This is a genomic window from Rhodococcus pseudokoreensis (assembly GCF_017068395.1).
Taxonomy (GTDB): domain Bacteria; phylum Actinomycetota; class Actinomycetes; order Mycobacteriales; family Mycobacteriaceae; genus Rhodococcus_F; species Rhodococcus_F pseudokoreensis.
The window spans coordinates 1,118,668-1,138,137 of the sequence record NZ_CP070619.1 but is presented as its reverse complement, the minus strand read 5'-3'; the positions used below and the strand labels follow the sequence as shown (position 1 = coordinate 1,138,137).

Here is a 19,470-nt window from a genome sequence, read left to right as displayed (position 1 = left end):
TCGAAGATCGAATTCAGGCCTGGTTCTGGAAGTATCGAGGGTTGGGTACGTCACAGCAGCGCCGGTAACGGTACTGGATCTGACACCGATGTAGTTCCCGGCGTTACCGCGGGACCGTACGAACCGAAAATGTCACCACCGATCGAGAGGAGGCCGAGGCAGTGAACGCGACAATGTTTCGTTCCCTCACCAGCGCCGTAGACTCGGCTCTCGACTCGGAGGATGACGAGCACCGATTGGGTGGCCGCTTGTTGGATCGATGAGAGAACGGAGCCACGTATGAACCCGCTCACCGCGAGTAGTTCGGGATGTAAGGGCCTTGGAGTGTTCAGCGTCGCAGGCAATCGGGTTTCGGACGATCGTCTGACATCGACTCCGAGTGTGGTGGAACTCTTCGATCAGCGCAGGTCGTCCCGCGCTCGGCACGTCCCTGTTCCGCGAGAAGCTTCGAACCGGCAGGGCCTGTTCATGTGATGGCGTTCATCGGAAGACCGGCCCGCGGCGCAGTCCGTGGGACCGAGAGCTACGAATCACCAAAGACACAGGCGGCAGTCGCCACGCGTTCGAGAACGGAGTAACCCTTGGGGTCGGGACATGCAGCGGGTAGTAGCGGTGCTCCGGAAGGAGCGTTTCCGCTGTCGGCTGCGCAGCGTGGCATCTGGTTCGCGCAACACGCGATGGGCGACGTTCCCCTCACTATCGCCCAGTACATCGAGCTTCGCGGCGACATCGACCTCGACCTCCTGACCGAGGCCACCGTCCGCACCGGCCGGGAGTTCGGCTCCGGCTTCCTCCGTCTCGTCGAGATCGAGGGGATGCCCCACCAGTACGTCGACAAGTCCCTCGACGACGCCATCACCTACGTCGACCTGCGGGGCGAGGACGATTCCGTCGACGCCGCCGAGAAGTGGATGCGGGCCAACTACAGCGCCCCCGTCGACCTGCTCGAGGACCGCCTCGTCGTGGTCTACCTGCTCCACGTCGGAGAGAACCACTACTTCTGGTTCTGCCGAATCCACCACATCGCGCTCGACGGCTTCGGCGCGATGGCGCTGATCGCGCGCATCGCCGAGATCTACACGGCGCTGGTCGAGGGCGCCGAGCCGCCGGCCTGCCGCGCCGAGGACCTGGTCCGGATCGTCGAGGACGAGCAGCGGTACCGCAATTCCGACCGGTTCGCGAAGGACCGCGAATACTGGGCCGAACGCACCGCGCACCTGCCCGAGGCCCCGAGCCTGGCCGGTCGTGCGGCGATGGTCGGCAAGTTCGCGCGGCTCTCCTCCGAAGCACTGCCCGAGTCCACCGCCACCCTTCTCGACGAGGCGCTGGGCGGCAGCAACGCCAGCTCCGCGCCCATCGTGGTGGCCGCGTTCGCCGCGTACCTGGCCCACATGACCGACCGGACGGACGTCGTCCTCAGCCTCCCGGTGTCGGCCCGCACCACCGCCACGTTGCGCCGCTCCGGCGGAATGGTGTCGAACATCGTTCCTCTCCGACTCCAGATCACCCCGGAGATGACCGTCCCCGAGCTGGTCAAGAGCGTGCAGATCGAACTCACCGGCGCTCTGCGCCGCCAGCGCTACCGGCACGAGGACATCCGCCGCGACGCCGGCGCGCCCCAGGGACAGCGCGGCTTCTTCGGTCCCTCGATCAACATCATGATGTTCCACAGCGAGATCAAGCTGGGAACGGTCACCGGACACCAGAACGTCCTCACCACCGGACCGGTCGAGGACCTCTCGCTGAACATCTACCAGGGTGTGGCCGGCAGCAAGATCCACATCGACTTCGAGGCCAACCCCAACCTGTACTCGGCGGACGAGCTGGACCGTCACCACAGCCGCTTCTTCGACTTCTTCGAGCGCTTCCTCGGCGCCGGCGACGACGCCTCGGTGTCGGACCTGGCGACGATGAGCGGTGAGGAATACGAGCAGGTCGTGACGAGGTGGAACGGCGACGCCGTGGCCCCGCCCGCCGGCACCGTCGTCGACCTGTTCGACGCCCAGGTCGCGCGCACGCCCGACGCGACGGCACTCGTCTTCGAGGGCGAGGAACTGACCTACGCCGAGTTCGACACGCGGGTGAACCGTCTCGCCCGGACGCTGATCGGCCGGGGCGTGGGTCCGGAGACCAAGGTCGCCCTCGCGATCCGCCGCTCACTCGACTCGATGGTCGCGATGTACGCCGTCGTCAAGGCCGGCTCCGCATACGTGCCCCTCGACCCCGACCACCCCGCCGAGCGCACCGCGTACGTGCTGGAGAGCGCCCGCCCGCTGTGCATCCTCACGGTCGCGCGGGACGGTCTCGTCTTCCCCGCCGACCACGACGTCGTGGAGATCGACGCCGTGGATTCGAGCGGCGTCCCGGCGGGCGCGATCCGCGACGAGGAACGGACTGCCGGCCTCCGGGCCGCCAACCCGGCGTACGTCATCTACACGTCCGGGTCCACCGGACGTCCGAAGGGCGTGGCGGTGAGCCACGCCGCGGTCCTGAACCAGGTCACGTGGATCGCGTCGCGCTACGGGCTCGATGCGAACGACGTCGTGCTGCAGAAGACCCCGACGACATTCGACGTGTCGGTGTGGGAACTGTTCTCCGCGCTCGCCTCCGGGTCGCGCGTGGTGATCGCCGCACCCGAGGGGCATCGCGACCCCGCCTACCTCGCCGATGTGATCGCGCGCGAGAACGTCACCGCGACGTCGTTCGTCCCGTCGATGCTGTCGGTGTTCGTCTCCGAGGCCGACCGTGAACAACTCGCCAGCCTGCGCGTCGTTCTCGTTGCGGGAGAGGCGTTTCCGCCTGCCGTCGCAGCAGCGTTCCGGGCGAAGTCCGACGCCGAGTTGCACAACCTGTACGGCCCCACCGAGTTCACCGTGCACGCCACCGCGGGCGAGGTGGATCGGGAGTCCGTCCACACGATCCCCATCGGCACCCCGGTGTGGAACACCGAGGCGTACGTGCTCGACGGCCACCTCCGGCCCGCACCCATCGGATCTGCGGGAGAGCTCTATCTCGCGGGCGCCCAGGTGGCCCGCGGCTACGAGGGCAGACCGGAACTGACGGCGGAACGCTTCGTGGCCAATCCTTTCGGCGCCGCGGGTACCCGCCTGTACCGCACCGGCGACCTCGTCAAGTGGCGCGTCGACGGAAGCATCGAGTACCTCGGCCGCACCGACTTCCAGGTGAAGGTGCGCGGCCTGCGGATCGAGCTCGGCGAGATCGAGTCCGCGATGTCGTCGTATCCTCATGTGGCGCAGTCGGTCGTGGTCGTGCACGACAGTTCCCTCGGGCAGCGGCTCGTCGGTTACGTCGTTCCCGAGCCGGGTTCGGCGCTGGACGTCGACGATCTGACGGTCCACGTCGGCCGCGCGGTGCCCTCGTACATGGTTCCCGACGCCGTCATGGTGCTCGCCGAGATGCCGGTCGGCGCGAGCGGCAAGCTCGACCGGAAGGCGCTGCCCGAACCCACGTTCGCGGCGGAATCCAGTGAGTACGTGGCTCCCCGCAGCACCATGGAGGAGTCGATCGCCGGGCTGTTCGCCGAGGTCCTCGGTCTGCCGCGCGTCAGCGTCGGCGACTCGTTCTTCGCGCTCGGCGGCGACAGCATCGTCTCGATCCAGCTGGTGTCCCGCGCGAAGGAAGCCGGCGTCCTGTTCACGGCCCGGGACGTGTTCGAGCGCAAGACCGTTGCCTCGCTCGCCGAGGTCGCGAAGTCCGCATCCGAATCGGCGACGATGCACGTCCTCGAGGAACTGCCGGGCGCCGGCATCGGCACGATGCCGCTCACACCGGTCGTGCACTGGATGACCGAGCTGGGCGGCGACTTCCACCGGTTCTCCCAGTCCATTCTCCTCGCGCTGCCGCCGAAGGTGGAGCGTGAGCGCCTGGTGCGCACGCTGGCGGCCGTCGTCGATCGCCACGACGCCCTGCGTTCGTCATTGCGGCGCAACGACTCTCCGGCCGGGTGGTCGCTGGAGGTCGCTCCGATCGGCTCGGTCGACGTCGACCGCCTCGTCGATCGCGTCGAGTTCACCGACGGTCCCGGCACCGGCACGTTCGAGGCGCTGGCAGCGCACGCGCTCGAGCGCACGGTGGACAGGCTGGACCCGGCCACCGGCAGCGTGGTGCGTTTCGTCTGGTTCGCGCCCGCCGAGGACTCCGCCGAATCCGCAGTGCAGGACGGCGCGGACGGCGATACTGCGGACGCCGAGAGTGCCCCGCGGACGGGACGCCTGCTCGTCGTGATCCACCACCTCGCGGTGGACGGTGTGTCCTGGCGAGTGCTGGTGCCCGACTTCGCGTCGGCCTGGGGGCAGATCGCCGCCGGGGCCGACCCACTGCTCCCGGCAGTCGGGACCTCGGTCCGTCGCTGGGCGCACGGCCTCGCGGACAACGCGCGCAGCGCCCGGCGTGTGAGCGAACTCGACTACTGGCGCACCACGCTGGACGGTGCGGACCCGCTGATCGGTTCGCGGGCCCTCGACGGCCGCGACACTGTCTCGACCACCGGCCGGGTCCGCCTGGAGGTTTCGGCGGACGTCACCGACGGTCTGCTGACCGACGTGCCGCGTGCCTTCCACGGTGGTGTGAACGACGGTCTTCTCACCGCCCTCGCGCTCGCCGTCGCGGCGTGGCGCGCGGAACGCGGCATCACCGAGTCCTCGACGCTCGTGCACCTCGAGGGCCACGGCCGCGAGGAGACGGTGCTGCCCGGCGCCGACCTGTCCCGCACGGTGGGCTGGTTCACCAGCATGTACCCGGTCCGGTTGTCGGCGCCCGGCGTCGACGTCCGCGACGCACTCGCCGGCGGTGCGGCCGCGGGTCAGGCCGTCAAGTCGGTGAAGGAACAACTCGCACGCGTACCCGAGCACGGCATCGGCTACGGAATGCTGCGGTTCCTCAACGCCGAAACCCGCGCGGTCCTCGCAGCGCTGCCGAGCCCCCAGATCAGCTTCAACTATCTGGGCCGCGTGTCGGTCGGCGAGATTCCCGCCGCGTTCCGGGCGGCGGGCTGGGTCCCCGACACAGACACGATGGAACTGACCGGCACCCGCAACAGTGAGATGCCGGTGCACTTCGCCCTCGACATCAACGCGATGATCGTGGACATCGAAGGCGAACAACGGCTTTCGGCCACCGTCGACTTCCCGCAGGGCGTCCTCACGGACGCCGAGGTGGGTGAGCTCACCGGCCTGTGGACGCGCGCGCTCGAAGGGCTCGTCGCGCACACGCAGCGGCCGGGAGCCGGCGGCCGGACGCCGTCGGACCTCGACCTCGTTCCGCTGAGCCAGAGCCGGATCGACACCCTCGAGAGCGACTACCCCGCGCTCGCCGACGTCTGGTCCCTGGCCCCGCTGCAGGTGGGCCTGCTGTTCCACGCGTCGCTGGCCGGTGCCACCACCGACGTGTACACCACCCAGCTCGTCATGGACCTGGGCGGATCCGTCGACACCGACCGACTCCGCCGCGCCGCGGAATCGCTGGTCGCCCGGCACCCCAACCTGCGCACCGCCTTCGTCGCGGGCGACGACGGCACCGGCATGCAGGTGGTCGTCGACCGGGTGGACGTGCCGTGGACGCACGTCGACCTCTCGGCGCGGTCCGAGCACGACCGGGACGCCGAACTCGACGCACTGATGCTCGCGAACCGGACAGACCGGTTCGACATGACGGCCCCGCCGCTGGTGCGATTCCTGCTGGTCGAAACGGGTGCGGACCGTTACCGGTTCGCCGTCACCAACCACCACATCCTGCTGGACGGCTGGTCGCTGCCGATCCTCATCCAGGATCTGCTGACCCTCTACGCGGTGGACGGCGACGCCCTGGCGCTGCCGCAGCCGCGTCCGTACCGCAGCTACCTCGAGTGGCTGTCGGCGCAGGATCCGCAGGTGTCGGTGGACGCGTGGGCGAAGGCCCTCGACGGTGTCGAGGAGCCCACCCTCCTCGCGCCGGCGCACACGGAGACGGCCCCGGCGCTCACCCCCGGTGAGCTCGTGATCGATCTGCCGGACGACCTGCTCGCCGACATGACCGCGCGCTCGCGCGAACTCGGCGTCACCATGAACACGCTCGTCCAGGCCGCGTGGGGAATCGTGCTGGGCAGGCTGACCGGACGGGACGACGTGGTGTTCGGCACCACCGTCTCGGGCCGTCCGCCGCAGGTGCCCGGCATCGAGTCGATGCTCGGGCTCTTCATCAACACCCTGCCGGTGCGGGTCCGCGTGCAGGCAGGCGACGCCGTCCGCACCCTGCTCGACCGCATCCAGCACGAGCAGACCGAGTTGCTCGACCACCATCACGTCGGGCTCACCGACATCCAGCAGGGGCTCGGCCTCGGAGCGCTGTTCGACACCCTGATGGTCTACGAGTCCTACCCGCTCGACCGTGACGCGCTGACGAAGAACAGCGACATCGCGGGTCTCCGCGTTCTCGACGTGACGTCGAACGACGCCACGCACTACCCACTGGCGATCGTCGCGATGACCGACCCGCGGCTGCACCTGACCGCCAAGTTCCTTCCCGAGCTGTTCGAGGCCGCCGAGGTCGAGGAGATCATGGCGCGCGTCGTCCGCGTGCTCGGGGCGTTGTCCGGGGACGTCGACACGCGCGTCGCGGACATCGACATCCTCGCGCCCGATGAACGTGCGTCGCTGCTGGCGGCGTACGGCACCGAGCCCGCCGCGCCGCTGTCGCTGCCGGAGATCCTCGCCGCGACCGCCGCGGAGAACGGCGAGCACATCGCGCTCGTCGCGGACGGCGAATCGATGACCTATGCGGAACTGGACGCCCGCTCGAGCCGGCTCGCGCGCGTGCTCATCGATCGCGGAGTCGGACCGGAAACGTCTGTGGCGCTGGGGATGACGCGCTCGCAGCACTCGGTGATCGGAACGTGGGCCGTGGCCAAGGCCGGCGGCACGTTCGTGCCCGTCGACCCCCGCTACCCGTCCGAGCGCATCGCGCACATGGTCGCCGATTCCGGCGCCGTCCTCGGCCTGACCGTGTCCGCTCAGCGGGACGACCTTCCGTCCGGTGTCGACTGGCTCGCGCTGGACTCGTCCGAGTGCGAGTCGCTGTGCGCTTCGCAGTCGGCGGAGCCGGTGACGGATTCGGAGCGGACCACGTCGGTGCAGCTCGAGCACGCGGCGTACATGATCTACACGTCCGGCACCACAGGTCTGCCCAAGGGCGTCGTCGTCACCCACACGGGTCTGGCCAACTTCTCCGCCGAACAGCGCACCCACTACGGGGTGAGCCCGAAGGCGCGGACCCTGCACTTCGCGTCCCCGAGTTTCGACGCGTCCGTCCTCGAACTGCTGCTCGCGTTCGGTTGCGGCGCGACGATGGTCGTCGCCCCTGCCGACCTGTACGGCGGCGAGGAACTGCGGAACTTCCTCGCGGACAACGAGGTCACCCACGCCTTCGTCACGCCTGCCGCGCTCGCGTCGGTGGAGCCCGCCGGGCTCGACCGGCTCGAGGTCGTCGTCGTCGGCGGCGAGGCGTGCCCGCCGGAACTGGTGGAACGCTGGGCGCCGGGGCGCCGGATGTACAACGGCTACGGTCCCACCGAGGCCACCGTCATGAGCAACGTCAGCAACATGCTGGTGCCCGGGAACCGGATCGAGATCGGTGGTCCCGTCTGCGCCGTCACCGTCTACGTTCTCGACGCACTGCTGCGCCCGGTACCCGTCGGCGTGGCAGGGGAGTTGTACATCGCGGGCCCCGGTCTCGCCCGCGGCTACCACGACCGTCTCGGCCTCACCTCCGAACGCTTCGTCGCGAACCCGTTCGGCGAGAACGGCAGCCGGATGTACCGCACGGGCGACATCGTCCGGTTCGTCGTCGATCCCGGGCACCGCGCCGGTTACGGCGTGGAGTACGTGGGCCGCAGCGACTTCCAGGTGAAGGTCCGCGGCTTCCGCATCGAACTCGGCGAGATCGACGCGGCGCTGGTGGCGCACCCGAATCTCGAGTTCGCGGTCACCGTCGGCACGTCGCTGCCGTCGGGATCGACCGCCCTCGTCTCGTACGTGCTGCCGACCGCGGGCGCCACGGTCGACGTCGCCGAGGTGACGCACTTCGTCGGCGACACGCTGCCGGCGCACATGGTGCCGAGCGCGATCGTCGTCCTCGACGAGATCCCGCTCACCACCGCAGGCAAACTCGATCGGAAGGCCCTGCCCGAGCCCGATTTCGACGCCCTCCAGGGCGAGATGGTCGAGCCGCGCACGCCGACCGAGGAACTGGTCGCCGGTGTCCTCGCGGACGTGCTCGGGCTCGCGAAGATCAGCGTCGCCGACTCGTTCTTCGACCTCGGCGGCAACTCGCTCGTCGCGACGAAGGCGGTCGCGCGGCTCAACGCCGCCGCAGGCACCCGTCTGGGTGTGCGCGAGTTGTTCGAGGCGCCGACCGTGGAACGGCTCGCCGTCAAGGTCGCCGAGCAGGCAGGCACCGGCTCGGACCGCCCCGCGCTCGTCGCGCGGCCGCGCCCCGAGCGGGTTCCGCTGTCGATGGCGCAGCAGAGCATGTGGCTGATGAACCGGTTCGACACGGCGTCCTCGGCGTACAACATCCCGCTCGCCGTACGGCTGTCCGGTGCACTCGACATCGACGCGATGTCGTCGGCCGTCTCCGACGTGCTCGCGCGGCACGAGTCGCTGCGGACGGTGTTCCCGGACTCCGCCGACGGGCCGTATCAGCAGGTCGTCGACGTCGCCCAGGTTCCGTTCGACCTCACGCCCGTGCGGGTGCCCGAGGCCGAACTTTCCACGGCCCTCACCGAATTCGCCACCGAGGGGTTCGACGTCACGGTCGCGCCCCCGCTGCGGATCCGGCTGTTCGCCACGAGCGACAGCGAATTCCTGCTCGTCCTCGTGGTGCACCACATCTGCGCCGACGGCGCGTCGATGGCGCCGCTCGCACGGGACGTCATGGTCGCCTACAGCGCGCGCACCGCGGGCGCCGCCCCGTTGTGGCAGCCGCTGCCGGTGCAGTACCCCGACTTCGCGCTCTGGCAGCGTGAGGTCCTCGGTGACCCTGCCGACACGCGGTCGCTCGCGGGCAAGCAGATCGCGCACTGGGCGGACACCCTCGCCGGGGCGCCCGAGCTGATCGACCTGCCGCTGGACCACGTACGCCCGGCCAGGCAGTCGATGCGGGGCGACTCGATCGACTTCGCGATCAGCCCGGAGTTGCGGCGCGGCCTCGAAGCGGTCGGCAAGGACCGTGGAGCGTCCCTCTTCATGGTGACGCACGCGGCGCTGACGACGCTGCTGTCGCGGCTGAGCAACAGCGACGACATCACCGTCGGCACCCCGCTCGCCGCACGTGGTGACCAGGCGCTCGACGACCTGGTCGGCATGTTCGTCAATACCCTGGTCCTGCGCACCCACGTCCGCCCCGGAGATTCGTTCTCCGGTCTCGTCGACCGGGTCCGCGAAGGTGACCTGGCGGCATTCGGCAATTCCGACGTGCCGTTCGAGAAGATCGTGGAGGCGCTGCGGATCCGGCGCTCGGCGGCCTACTCGCCGCTGTTCCAGGTGATGCTGTCGTTCCAGAACAATCGGATGGACGCGCTCGAACTGCCCGGGCTGACCGTGCGCGTGATCGACGACATGGCGCAGGGCGCCAAATACGACCTCACGCTGACGATCACCGAGAAGGCCGACGAGTCGGGCCGGCCTGCGGGTCTGGGCGGACGATTCACGTTCGCCACCGACCTGTTCGAGCGCGGCACCGCCGAACGTATCGCGGAACGGTTCGTCAGGATCCTCGAGGCCGTCGTCACCGATCCCGGTGTCGCTGTAGGCGACATCGACATTCTCACCGAATACGAGAGAGCAAAGTTGAGCCAAGCGCGACCTGCCCGCACGATGACAGTTCGCGAGCTGCCGCAGCTTCTGGCCGCTGCGGTCGACGTCGCCCCCGACGCCGTGGCCGTCGCCCACGACGGCATGCAGGTGACGTACCGCGAGTTCGACGAGCGCCTGCGCCTGATGTCGGCTCCGCTGTCCGAGCGGGGCATGGGCCCCGACGCGATCGTGTCCGTCGTGCTGTCCGGTCTAGTTCCCACCATCATGATGGCTCCGCCGTCGGAGGACGGGAAGGACGGCTTCGGCACGATCCTCGACCAGGTCATCGCGGACGCGCACGCCCTGGTCGGTGACATCGAGATCGTGGCACCCGCACCGGAGATCGTCGCCGCACCCGAGGCGGAGACGGCGGAGACGGAGGGCTGGCCGCTCGAACTCTTCGTCACCCGCTGGCAGGAGTGGGTCGAACGCGACCCGCAGGCTCCCGCCGTCGTCGCCGGGGGTGTCTCGACCACCCGCGGTGACGTGAACCGTCGCGCCAACCAGCTCGCCCGCGAACTGGTCTCGCGAGGGGTTCGCCCCGACGACGTCGTCGCGCTGATCGTCCCGCGCTCGCTCGAATGGGTGATCGGGATGATCGCCGCATGGAAGGTCGGCGCGGCGTACTCGCCGTTCGACCAGAAGTGGGGGATCGACCGGATCACGGGACTCGTCGAAGACAGCGGAACGCGGGCCGTGGTGGCCACCCGGTCCTGGAGCGGGCTCACCGGCGCACCCACCGGAAACGCGGCGCTCGACCATCCGATCGTGCTCGACGATCCCGAGACGGTGCGTCACCTCGCCTCACTCGACGACACCGATTTCCCGCACGACCCGTGGTCCGACGAGCACGCGGGCAAGCGCCTGGGGCACGTCATCTCGACGTCCGGCTCGACCGGACGGCCCAAGCCGACGATGGTCCCGATGCTGGGTCTGTCCAACAACTATCAGTCGTACCAGGGCGACCTCCGGGTGAAGGACGGCACCGGTCTGCTGATCGCGAACTCACCGCTGTTCGACCAGACGCAGAAGAACATCTGGGTGGGGCTCGCGTACGGCGGTGTGCTCCACCTCGCCGACGACGGCTTCGATCCGGGACCGATTCTCCGCATGATCGGCACCGGCGACGTCCAGATCACCAACCTGGCGCCGAGTGCGTTCGAGGTCCTCACCGAACTGGACACCGAGGGTGTCCTGCCCAACCTGAAGGTGATTCTCCTCGGCGGTGAGATGCTGCGGCCGGCGGCGTGCACGGCGCTGATCGGCACGGACTCGCGCCTGCTCAACAATTACGGTCCGACCGAGGCCTCGGTCACGTGTTCGTCGTACGAACTGGACCTCTCCACCGCGGACGCCGAGAAGTGGCCGGTCCCGTTCGGCACCGCGTTCCGCGGTGTCCGGTACCACGTGCTCGACGGCCGGATGCGTCCCGTGCCGCCGGGAGTGACCGGTGACCTGTACATCGGCGGCCAGGTCCTGGCCCGCGGTTACGGCAACATGTTCGGCACCACCGCGTCGCGTTTCGTGGCGAACCCGTTCGAGGGTCCCGGCGCCCGCATGTACCGGACCGGCGACCGCGTCCGCGAACTCGACCACGGTGGGCTCGTGTTCGTGGGCCGCAGCGACTTCCAGGTCAAGATCCGCGGTCTCCGGATCGAACTCGGCGAGATCGAGGCCGCCCTCACCGCGAACAGCGCGGTGCAGAAGTCGGTCGTCGTCGTGCACGACAGCGAGCAGGGTCCCCGGCTCGTCGCGTACGTCACCGCGACCGCGGGCACCGAACTCGACGTCGACGCGACCGTGGACGCGCTGCGTGACGCGCTGCCCTCGCACATGATCCCGGACACGGTGATGGTCCTCGACGAGATGCCGCTCAACGCGAATCTCAAGGTCGACCGCAAGGCCCTTCCGGAGCCGGTCTTCACCACCGGCACCGCCGAATTCGTCGCACCACGCACGGCGCTCGAGGAGGTCGTCGCCGGCATCTTCGGCGACGTGATCTCCGCGCCGCGGGTCAGCGTCGACGAGTCGTTCTTCGACCTCGGCGGCAACTCGCTCAGCGCCACCCGGGTGGCTGCCCGCGTCACGTCCGCGACCGGCACCGAGGTCGGCATCCGTGACCTGTTCGAGGCGCCCACCGTCGCGACCCTCGCGAAGCTCGTCGAGGACCGGGCCCATACCGGCTCCCGCCGCCCCGCGCTCGTCGCCGGCCCGCGCCCCGAGTCGCTGCCGCTGTCGCTCGCGCAGCAGCGGATGTGGTTCCTCAACCGTTTCGATCCGTCCTCACCCGCGTACAACGTTCCGCTCACCGTGCGACTGCGCGGCGAACTGGACGTCGACGCCCTGGCCGCGGCCCTGTCCGACGTCGTCGCGCGGCACGAGGTTCTCCGGACCGTGTTCCCGGACTCCGATTCCGGTGCGCACCAGGTGATCCTGCCCGCCGCCGACATCGACCTCGCTCTCGAACCGGTCGACGTCCGCGAGGAGGACCTGCGGGACCGGATGTTCGAGTTCGGGTCCACCGGCTTCGACGTCACCGACACGATCCCGGTCCGGACCCGCCTGTTCCGGCTCGGCGCGACCGACCACGTCCTCGTGCTCGTCATGCACCACATCGCGTCCGACGGCGCCTCCACGCTGCCGCTGGCCCGCGACGTCATGACGGCGTACGCGGCCCACCGGGAGGGCACGGAGCCCGCCTGGCCGGTTCTGCCCGTCCAGTACGCCGACTACGCGCTGTGGCAGCGGGACGTGCTCGGTTCCGAGGACGACCCCGATTCCCTGGCCGCCGCGCAGATCGACTTCTGGTCGAAGACCCTCGCGGGTGTGCCCGACGTCCTGGCTCTGCCCACCGACCGCCCCCGCCCGACGGTGCGGTCGATGGCAGGCGCCTCCGTCGGCTTCTCCGTCGACGAGGACGTGCACCGTCGTCTCGGCGAGGTCGCGCGGGCGCACAACGTGTCACTGTTCATGGTGCTGCACGCCTCGCTGTCCGTGCTGCTGGCGCGGCTCAGTTCGAGCACCGACATCGCGATCGGCGCCGCGGTGGCCGGTCGCGGCGACGAGGCGATCGAGAACCTCGTCGGCATGTTCGTCAACACGCTGGTGCTCCGGACCGAGGTCGAGCCCGGAACCTCCTTCGCCGAACTGCTCGAGCAGGTCCGCACCCAGGACCTCGCCGCGTTCAGCAACCAGGACGTTCCGTTCGAGCAGTTGGTGGACGCCCTGAACCCGACCCGGTCCACGGCGTACTCGCCGCTGTTCCAGGTCGTGCTGACCCATCAGGTCAACGGCATCCCGTCGCTCGAGTTCGCCGGACTCGAGGCGACACCCGGTGCCGTGGACGTCGAGTTCAGCAAGTTCGACCTCACCGTCGACCTGCGCGAACTGTGGTCCGACGAGGGTGCGCCCACCGGGATCACCGGTGTTCTCGGGTACGCAACCGAGATCTTCGACGCCGAGACCGTGCAGGGCTTCGCGGACCGCTTCGTGCGGATCCTCACGGCCGTCGCGGGCGGCGGAACCGACGTCGCGGTGGGGGACATCCCCATCCTCGACGCCGCGGAGACCGAGGAACTGACACCGGTCCGCGGTCTCGAGGGCGTCGCGCCCACCACGCTCGTCGAACTGCTCGAGGCCGCGGTCGCCGCGAACCCGGACGGGGACGCGATCGTCTCGGGCGGCGACAGCATCACCTACCGCGAACTGGACGAGCGCTCGAACCGGGTGGCGCGCATCCTGATCGATCGCGGGGTCGGCGCGGAGACGTTCGTCGGTCTCGGCATCACCCGCTCGATCCCGTCCATCGTCGGCATCTGGGCCGTCGCCAAGAGCGGCGGCGCGTACGTGCCGATCGACCCCGGGTACCCGGACGAGCGCATCGCCCACATGGTCACCGATTCCGGTGTGACGCTGGGCTTTTCCGTGAGCTCCGAGGTCGGCCGGCTTCCTCGGGACGTCGACTGGCTGGTCCTCGACAGCGACGAGTTCGTGGACGCCTCGGCGCGCTACTCCACGGCTCCCGTCGCGGAGGCGGAGCGCCGCACGGCGGTCACCCCGGCCAACAGCGCCTACGTGATCTACACGTCCGGCACCACCGGGCAGCCCAAGGGCGTCGTCGTCACGCACCGGGGTCTCGCCAACTTCGCCGCCGAACAGCGCGAGCGCTACTCGGTGACGACCGACTCGCGGACACTGCACTTCGCGTCGCCGAGCTTCGACGCGTCCGTTCTCGAACTGCTGCTCGCGGTCGGCGCCGGCGCCACCATGGTGATCGCTCCGACCGATGTGTACGGCGGACCCGAGTTCGCGAAATTCCTGCGCGAGCACCGCGTCACGCACGGCTTCGTCACGCCGTCGGCGCTGGCCTCCGTCGACCCGTCCGGGCTGGACGACTTCCAGTTCGTCGTCGCCGGCGGCGAGGCCGTCCCGGCGGAACTCGCGGCCCGCTGGGCGCCCGGACGCTCGCTGTTCAACGGCTACGGTCCCACCGAGACCACGATCATGACCAACATCAGCGACCCGATGGCCGCCGACGGCCCGGTCACGATCGGTGGCCCGATCCGCGGCACCAGCGCGCTGGTCCTCGACGACCGGCTCCGGCCCGTCCCGGTCGGTATCGCAGGTGACCTCTATCTGTCGGGCCTCGGACTGGCCCGCGGCTACCACCGGCGCACGCCGCTGACCGCGGGACGCTTCGTCGCGAACCCCTACGGTGAGCCGGGCGACCGGATGTACCGCACCGGCGACGTCGTGCGCTGGAAGAAGGACGCGGACGGCGCGCTGACCGTCGACTACGTCGGCCGTTCGGACCAGCAGGTGAAGGTCCGCGGATTCCGCATCGAACTCGGCGAGATCGACGCGGTGCTGGCCAAGCATCCCGCCGTCGACTTCGCGACGACGTCGGTGCTGCCCGGGCCGTCCGGGGATTCGGTCCTCGTGTCGTACGTCCTCCCGGCGCCGGGCGCCGAGGTGGACGTGACCGCGGTGCTGGACTTCGTGGGCGAGTTCGTTCCCACGTACATGGTGCCGTCGACGGTCGTGACACTCGACGCGATCCCGCTCACCCCGGTGGGCAAACTCGACCGCCGGGCACTGCCCGAGCCCGAGTTCCTGGCGGAGGATCGCGAGTTCCGTGCCGCGGGAACCGCTCTCGAACAGCGGGTCGCCGCGGTGTTCGCGGAGGTGCTCGGTGTCGACCAGGTCGGCGCCGACGACTCCTTCTTCACGCTCGGCGGAAACTCGCTCGCCGCCACCCGCGTGATGGCGCGGATCAACGAGGCCGTCGGAATCGACGCGCCGGTCCGCGAGATCTTCGAGGCCCCCACGGTGGAGCAGCTGGCCCGCAGGCTGGAAGCGCTCGGCGTGGACGGCGGCGCCCGCCCGCCCGTCACCGCCGGACCGCGCCCGGACCGCCTGCCGCTGTCGCTGGCGCAGCAGCGGATGTGGTATGCCAACCGATTCGACCCCGAATCGGCCGAGTACAACATCCCGTTGGCGCTCCGGCTCACCGGCGCACTGGACGTCGACGCATTGCGGTCGGCGATCGCCGACGTCGTGGCCCGCCACGAATCGCTGCGCACGGTGTACCCGGATTCCGTCGACGGCCCCTACCAGGTCGTCCTGTCCGCGTCCGACACGCAGTCCGAACTCGACGTGGTCCGCGTGGCCGGCGAGCAGGAACTGCGGGAGCGGGTCGTCAGGCTGGCGTCGGCAGGCTTCGACGTCACCGCGGACGTCCCGGTGCGCGCCGCCCTGTTCGAACTCGGGGAACGCGACCACGTCCTCCTCGTCGTCGTCCACCACATCTCGGCCGACGGTTCGTCGATGGCCCCGCTCGCGCGGGACCTGTTCGGCGCGTATGGCGCACGCGTGCAGGGGGAGGAGCCCGGCTTCTCGCCGCTGCCCGTGCAGTACCCCGACTTCGCGCTGTGGCAGCGCACTCTCCTCGGCTCCGAGGACGACCCGGAGTCGCTCGCGGGCAAGCAGATCGCGTACTGGACGCACGCCCTCGGCGATGCGCCGGAGGTCCTCGACCTCCCGGCCGACCGGCCGCGCCCGGCGGTCCGGAACCCGCAGGGCGGGCTGATCGAGTTCGAGATCGGGCACGACGTGCACCGGTCCCTGAACGAACTCGCGCAGACCCACCAGGCGTCGCTGTTCATGGTGGTGCACACCGCGCTCGCCGTGCTGCTGGGACGCCTGAGCAGCACCAGCGACATCTCCGTCAGCACCCCGGTCGCCGGCCGCGGTGACCGCGCCCTCGACGACCTCGTCGGGATGTTCGTCAACACTCTGGTGCTGCGCACCGAGGTCGACCAGAACGCCCGCTTCAGCACGCTGCTCACGCAGGCCCGGGAGGTCGATCTCAACGCATTCGGCAACGCCGATGTGCCGTTCGAGCAGATCGTCGAGGTGCTCCGGCCGTCGCGCAGCGCCGCGTACGCGCCGCTCGCGCAGGTGATGCTGAGCTTCCAGAACCTCGAAAGGCCGAAGCTCGAACTCGCCGGGCTGACCGTCGAGATCCTCGAGAGCGGACTCACCACGAGCAAGACCGACCTCGGTGTCGCCGTCGAGGAACGGTTCGACGACGATTCCGTCGCGAACGGCATGCGGGGCTGGTTCTCCTACGCCACCGATCTCTTCGACGAGGCGACGGTCCGCGGTTTCGCCGACCGTTTCGTCCGTGTGCTGGAGGCCGTCACGGCCGACGCGGACGCCGTCGTCGGCGACATCGACATCCTGACCGAGGACGAGAAGGCCGGGCTCGCCGTACCGGACGAGGGCGGACAGTCCCTGCTGTCGCACTCGATCTCACAGGAGCTGGCGGCCACCAAGTCGCTGCCCGAACTCCTCGACGGCGCCGCGTCGATCAACCCGGACGGAATCGCGCTGTCGCACAACGGCACCGATGTCACGTACGTGCAGTTGCGGGACAAGTCCGCGGAACTCGCGCGCACGCTCGCCGGTGTGGGCGTGGGCCCGGAGGCGGCGGTCACGGTGGCCCTGTCCACCCTGCTGCCCGGGCTGCTCGACGGATCGTCGGGCGAAGGCTTCGCCGACACGTTCGCCGGTGTCCTGGCCGGCGTGATCGCCGACGCGACGTCGGCGACCGCCGCGACCGAAGCGGACGACCGGACCGTCGTCGACCTGTTCGACGAGCAGGTGGCGCGGACACCGGACGCCGTGGCCCTGGTGTCCGGCGACGAATCGCTGACCTACGCCGAGTTCGACGAGCGTGTCAACACACTCGCGCGCACCCTGATCGAGATGGGTGTCGGGCCGGAGGTCCGGGTCGCACTCGCAATTCGGCGGTCGATCGACTCGATGGTTGCGATGTACGCGATCGTGAAGGCGGGTGGGGCGTACGTTCCACTCGACCCCGACCATCCGGCCGAGCGCACGGCCTACGTCCTCGACAGCGCTTCGCCGCTCTGCATCCTGACGGTCGCGCGAGATGCTCTCGACCTTCCCACCGGACACACCGTGGTGGAGATCGACCGGCTGTCCGTCGACATGCAGGCCGCGTCGGTGCGCGACGAGGAGCGCCGGGGAACCCTCCGGCCGTCGAACCCCGCCTACGTCATCTACACGTCCGGTTCGACGGGACGGCCGAAGGGCGTCGCGGTGAGCCACGCGGCGGTCCTGAACCAGATCTCGTGGATCGTCGACCAGTACGGCCTCGGCACACACGATGTCGTGCTGCAGAAGACCCCGGCGACGTTCGACGTGTCGGTCTGGGAACTGTTCGGCACGCTCGTCGCGGGTGGCCGCCTGGTGATCGCGACACCCGACGGTCACGGTGACCCCGAGTATCTCGCGGCGTTGATCGCGCGCGAGGGCGTCACGGCGACGTCGTTCGTGCCGTCGATGCTGTCGGTGTTCGTCGGCGAGGCCGAACGACACGACCTGCTCAGCCTTCGACTGGTGCTCGTCGCGGGCGAGGCGTTCCCGCCCGCGACCGCCGAGGCGTTCCGCGCACTGTCGGACGCCGAATTGCACAACCTGTACGGTCCGACGGAATTCACTGTGCACGCGACCGCCGGTCAGGTCGACCAGGACGTCCGCGGTACCGTGCCCATCGGCGGTGCGGTGCGGAACACCGATCTCCACGTCCTGGACTCGCGCCTCCGCCCGGTGCCGGCCGGGGTTCCCGGCGAGCTGTACCTCGCGGGAACGCAGTTGGCCCGCGGATACGTCGGACGCAGCGATCTGACCTCCGATCGGTTCGTCGCCAACCCGTTCGGCGGGTCCGGGCAGCGGATGTACCGCACGGGCGACGTCGTTCGCCGGCGCGCCGACGGGAACCTCGAATACATCGGACGCAGCGACTTCCAGGTCAAGCTGCGTGGATTGCGGATCGAACTCGGCGAGGTCGAGGCCGCGCTGCTGACGCACGAAACCTTGGCGCAGGCAGCGGTGACGATCCACCGAAGCGAGTCGACCGGCGAGAATCTCGTGGCCTACGTGGTGCCGCGGTCCGGTGCGCGGGTCGACACGAAGTCGGTGCAGGACGCGGCGGCGCAGATCCTGCCCGCGTACATGGTGCCCGCACGCGTCGTCGTCCTGGACAGTTTCCCACTCGGTGCCAGCGGGAAGCTGGACCGGAAGGCGTTGCCGGAGCCCGAGTTCACCACCGTCGCGGTGGAGTACGTGGCGCCGCGCACGCCGATGGAGACCGTCGTGGCGGGCGTGTTCGCCGACGTTCTCGGTGCCGAACGTGTCGGGTCCGCCGACTCGTTCTTCGACCTCGGTGGAAACTCCATCAGCGCGACGAGGCTCACCGCCCGCCTGAGGGCGTCAGTCGGCGCACACCTGTCGGTGCGGGAGTGCTTCGAGAATCCGACCGTCGCGGAACTCGCGGCACTGCTCGAGGCGACGTCGGGGACCGCCGAACAGCGTCCCGCGCTCGTCGCCCGCCCGCGGCCCGACCGCATCCCGCTGTCGCTGGCCCAGCAGCGGATGTGGTTCGTCAACCAGTTCGATCCGACCTCCCCGGCGTACAACCTGCCGCTGGCGGTGCGGTTGACCGGCTCGATCGACGCGGCGGCGCTGAATGCGGCGTGGGCGGACGTCGTGGAGCGGCACGAGTCGCTGCGCACCGTCTTCCCGGTCGGCGACGACGACGCGCATCAGGTCGTGCTGCCCGCAGCGGACGTGGTGTCCGACCTGACCCCGACCCCGGTCGCGGACGAGCAGGACCTGTTCGCGCGCCTGCGTGAACTCGGTGCCACCGGATTCGACGTCACCGAGACGGTCCCGGTGCGGGTCGCCTGCTTCGAGGTGAACCCCACCGACCACATCCTGATGATGGTCGTGCATCACATCTCGGCCGACGGAGCGTCGCTGGCGCCGCTGTTCACGGACGTCATGACCGCTTACGCGGCGCGTACCGCCGGCAGCGCGCCAGGCTGGGAACCGCTGCCCGTCCAGTACGCCGATTACGCGCTGTGGCAGCGTGAGTCGCTCGGTGACGAGTCCGACCCAGAATCGCTGGTCGCCCGCCAGCTCGGCTACTGGCAGCAGGCGCTCGGCGGGCTCCCCGAGGTACTCGAACTGCCGACCGACCGGCCCCGGCCGCCCGTGCAGTCGCTGCGCGGCGCGTCGGCGCGGTTCACGATCG

At 69.7% G+C, this 19,470-nt stretch carries 1 protein-coding gene (only partly in view); it reads left to right on the top strand.

Annotated elements, in window-relative coordinates; translation table 11 throughout:
• Positions 1 to 677: 677 nt before the first annotated feature.
• Positions 678 to 19,470, top strand: the 5' portion of a protein-coding gene (locus tag JWS13_RS10700; protein WP_241032151.1) for a non-ribosomal peptide synthase/polyketide synthase. It continues 14,981 nt past the right edge of the window; only the first 18,793 of its 33,774 coding nucleotides appear in the window; its start codon is at positions 678 to 680; its stop codon lies off the right edge, out of view.